Source organism: Mesorhizobium sp. M7A.F.Ca.AU.001.01.1.1 (assembly GCF_004022735.1).
Lineage (GTDB): Bacteria > Pseudomonadota > Alphaproteobacteria > Rhizobiales > Rhizobiaceae > Mesorhizobium > Mesorhizobium ciceri.
On the sequence record NZ_RZPF01000764.1, the window covers coordinates 1 to 2,946 of the forward strand.

The 2,946-nt window shown below is 64.4% G+C and carries 3 protein-coding genes; 1 reads left to right on the forward strand and 2 read right to left on the reverse strand.

The window, feature by feature from the left end:
* On the reverse strand, positions 1-1,101 hold a 1,101-nt coding region (locus EN884_RS31380), incomplete at its 3' end, for a cache domain-containing protein (protein WP_348632995.1).
* Positions 1,102-1,270: 169 nt separating this feature from the next.
* Here EN884_RS31380 and EN884_RS31385 point away from each other — a divergent pair.
* Complete coding sequence (locus tag EN884_RS31385; RefSeq protein WP_063167594.1) at positions 1,271-2,599, forward strand: dicarboxylate/amino acid:cation symporter; 1,329 nt, start codon at positions 1,271-1,273, stop codon at positions 2,597-2,599.
* A gap of 67 nt (positions 2,600-2,666) precedes the next feature.
* Here the strand turns inward: EN884_RS31385 and EN884_RS31390 are convergent.
* Positions 2,667-2,946 (reverse strand): ROK family protein (locus EN884_RS31390; protein ID WP_128360950.1); only part of this gene is annotated, 280 nt, incomplete at its 5' end.

Consider the following 2,946-nt stretch of genomic DNA (forward strand, 5'->3'; position numbering starts at 1 on the left):
GGTCAGCACGTAGGCAATCAAGCCTAGAAGCAGCAAGCCCAGGAGCGTGGTCAGGCGCGCCGTATTGGCGGCCGAGGAGAGAGCAGCGTCGGCGGGCGTCAGCAGCCACAGACGCCAGCCTGGGACTGCACCGGGCAAATCCTGCACCACCTCGACGAACTGGCGTGGTTTTCCGGCGTTGTCGATCGTCGCCAGGCCATCGCCGGCGCCGCGTCTGAACGGCAGCGGCTCGAAGGCAGCATCGGCCAATTGCAGTTGCTCATGGGCGGCGGCCACGTCCTCGGCCGACAGTGGTGCCAGCGCACGAAACCGCCAGTCGGGCTGGCTGGTGGCCAGCACGACGCCTCGTTCATCGGTGACAAAGACAAGGAAACCGCTGGAACGCCAATTTGCCTCGACGCCGTCGAGCTCGACCTTCAACACCGCAACGCCAAGCGGCTTGCCGTTATCGTCGACGCGGCTCGAAAGGTAGAGTCCCGGCCGTCCGCTGATCGTGCCGAGGCCATATTGGCTGGCAGCACCTTTCGCCATCGCCTCCTGAAAATAGTGCCGGAAATTATAGTCGATGCCGACAAAGCTGGTCGGTTCGCCGGCATTGCTGGCTGATATGGCGATGCCTGCCGTATCGATGACATAGATGGCGGAGGCCGAGGCATCGCCGGCAATCGCCTTGAGCTTGTCGTTGAGGGCCGCTTCTTGCATCTTCCCGGCCCGGCGCAGCGCGCCCCGCACAGCATCGTCGCGGGCCAGCACCAAGGGAACCAGGCGCTGCTTTTCGATTTCGCCGGTCAGCGTTCCCGCCGCCAGCGGCAGAGCGGCAAGTGCTGTGTCGCGCAGATTGTCGGCCGCCTGGCCGGAGGCGATGCGCCCGGCGATGGCGATCGCGCCAGCCAGGACGGCAAGGGCTGCGACCACGGCAAGCCAGCGGCCGTCGCGCAGCCGGGCCACCGCCTCGCGCAGCAACTCACGGCCGGCAAACCCTTGGGATTCGCTATCGGTGCCTGCCTGCGGCGTCTGCCCTCTCCCTTTTCTTCGCGGCTTTCCGGTCAGTGTAATGCGAAAATCCGCCCAGGCAAACGCCACTTGTGCGGAAATCCGCACAAGTATTGTCCGCGCGACCTCTGACAAAGGCGGAAATCCGCGATTCCGGCCTTTCCCCGATCTGGCACGACGCTTGCAAAACTGTTTTCAGCGGCGTGCGACCGGAGCGCCGCGATGGGAGAAGTCACGCAGGCGATCCGTTTTCGCCCATCCGGCCAGGGAGAGTTCGATGCACATCGCAGACCAATCAGGCGCGCTTGCCGCGCAGCGCAAACCTTTCTATGCCCAACTCTACGTGCAGGTGCTCGTCGCGATCACCGTCGGCATCCTGCTCGGCCATTTCTATCCGTCGGTCGGCGAGAGCATGAAGCCGCTCGGCGACGCCTTCATCAAGCTGGTCAAGATGATCATCGCCCCGGTCATCTTCCTGACCGTGACAACGGGCATTGCCGGCATGAGCGACCTGCAGAAGGTCGGGCGTGTTGCCGGCAAGGCGATGCTCTATTTCCTCACCTTTTCGACGTTGGCGCTGATCATCGGCCTTGTCGTCGCCAATGTCGTGCAGCCGGGCGCCGGCTTCAACATCGACCCGGCGACGCTCGACGCCTCGACCGTCAACACCTACGCCGCCAAGGCGCACGATCAGTCGGTCACCGGGTTCCTGATGAACATCATCCCGTCGACCATCGTCGGCGCCTTCGCCGACGGCGACATCCTGCAGGTGCTGTTCTTCTCGGTGCTGTTCGGCATCGCGCTGGCGCTGGTCGGCGACAAGGGCATGCCCGTGCTCAACTTCCTGCAGGCACTGACGACGCCGATCTTCAAGCTGGTCAGCGTGCTGATGAAGGCCGCCCCCATCGGTGCCTTCGGCGCCATGGCCTTCACCATCGGCAAATACGGCATCGGCGCGGTCATCAATCTCGCCATGCTGGTCGGCACCTTTTACGTGACGTCGTTCCTGTTCGTGTTCATCGTGCTGGGTGCGGTCTGCCGCTACAACGGCTTCTCCATCCTGTCGCTGATCCGCTACATCAAGGAAGAGCTGCTTTTGGTGCTGGGCACCTCCTCGTCGGAGGCCGCCCTGCCCTCGCTGATGGAAAAGATGGAGAAGGCCGGCGCCAAGCGCTCGGTGGTCGGCCTGGTCATCCCGACCGGCTATTCCTTCAACCTCGACGGCACCAACATCTACATGACCTTGGCGGCGCTGTTCATCGCACAGGCGACCAACATCCACCTGTCGATGGGTGACCAGATCCTGCTGCTGCTGGTGGCCATGCTCTCGTCCAAGGGTGCCGCCGGCATCACCGGAGCGGGCTTCATCACCCTTGCCGCCACGCTGTCGGTGGTTCCGGCGGTGCCGGTCGCCGGTATGGCGCTGATCCTCGGCGTCGACCGCTTCATGTCGGAATGCCGGGCGCTGACCAACTTCGTTGGCAATGCCGTCGCCACGCTGGTGGTGGCGCGCTGGGAAGGCGAACTCGACGAGGCCAAGCTGGCGAGGGCGCTGGCGGGCACGGCTGATGACAGCCTGCCGGCGGATGTCGTCCCCGCCGAGTAACCACGTGTGGCTTATGCGTAAAAGGCCGGAGGCATGCTGCCTGCGGCCTTTGTCATGCAGTCGCACGTCAGACGGTGCCGATCTTGCTCAGTGGTGTGTCCGGATATGTGCTTGGGCCGACAGGCATGCGGGCTGCCAAAGTGCCCTCGTCGTCGAACAGCACAAGGCTGGCGGCGCCGACGAGCCCGGCATGGCGGCCGAGCTGTGCTGGAACGACCGGTACGTCGCGATAGGCGCGCATGGCCCGCTGCCTGATGGTTGCCTCGATGGTCGGCGCCATCAGGTCGAGCCCATTGGCGATGCCGCCGCCGACGACCAGCACATCGGGCGAATAGAGATGTAACCGG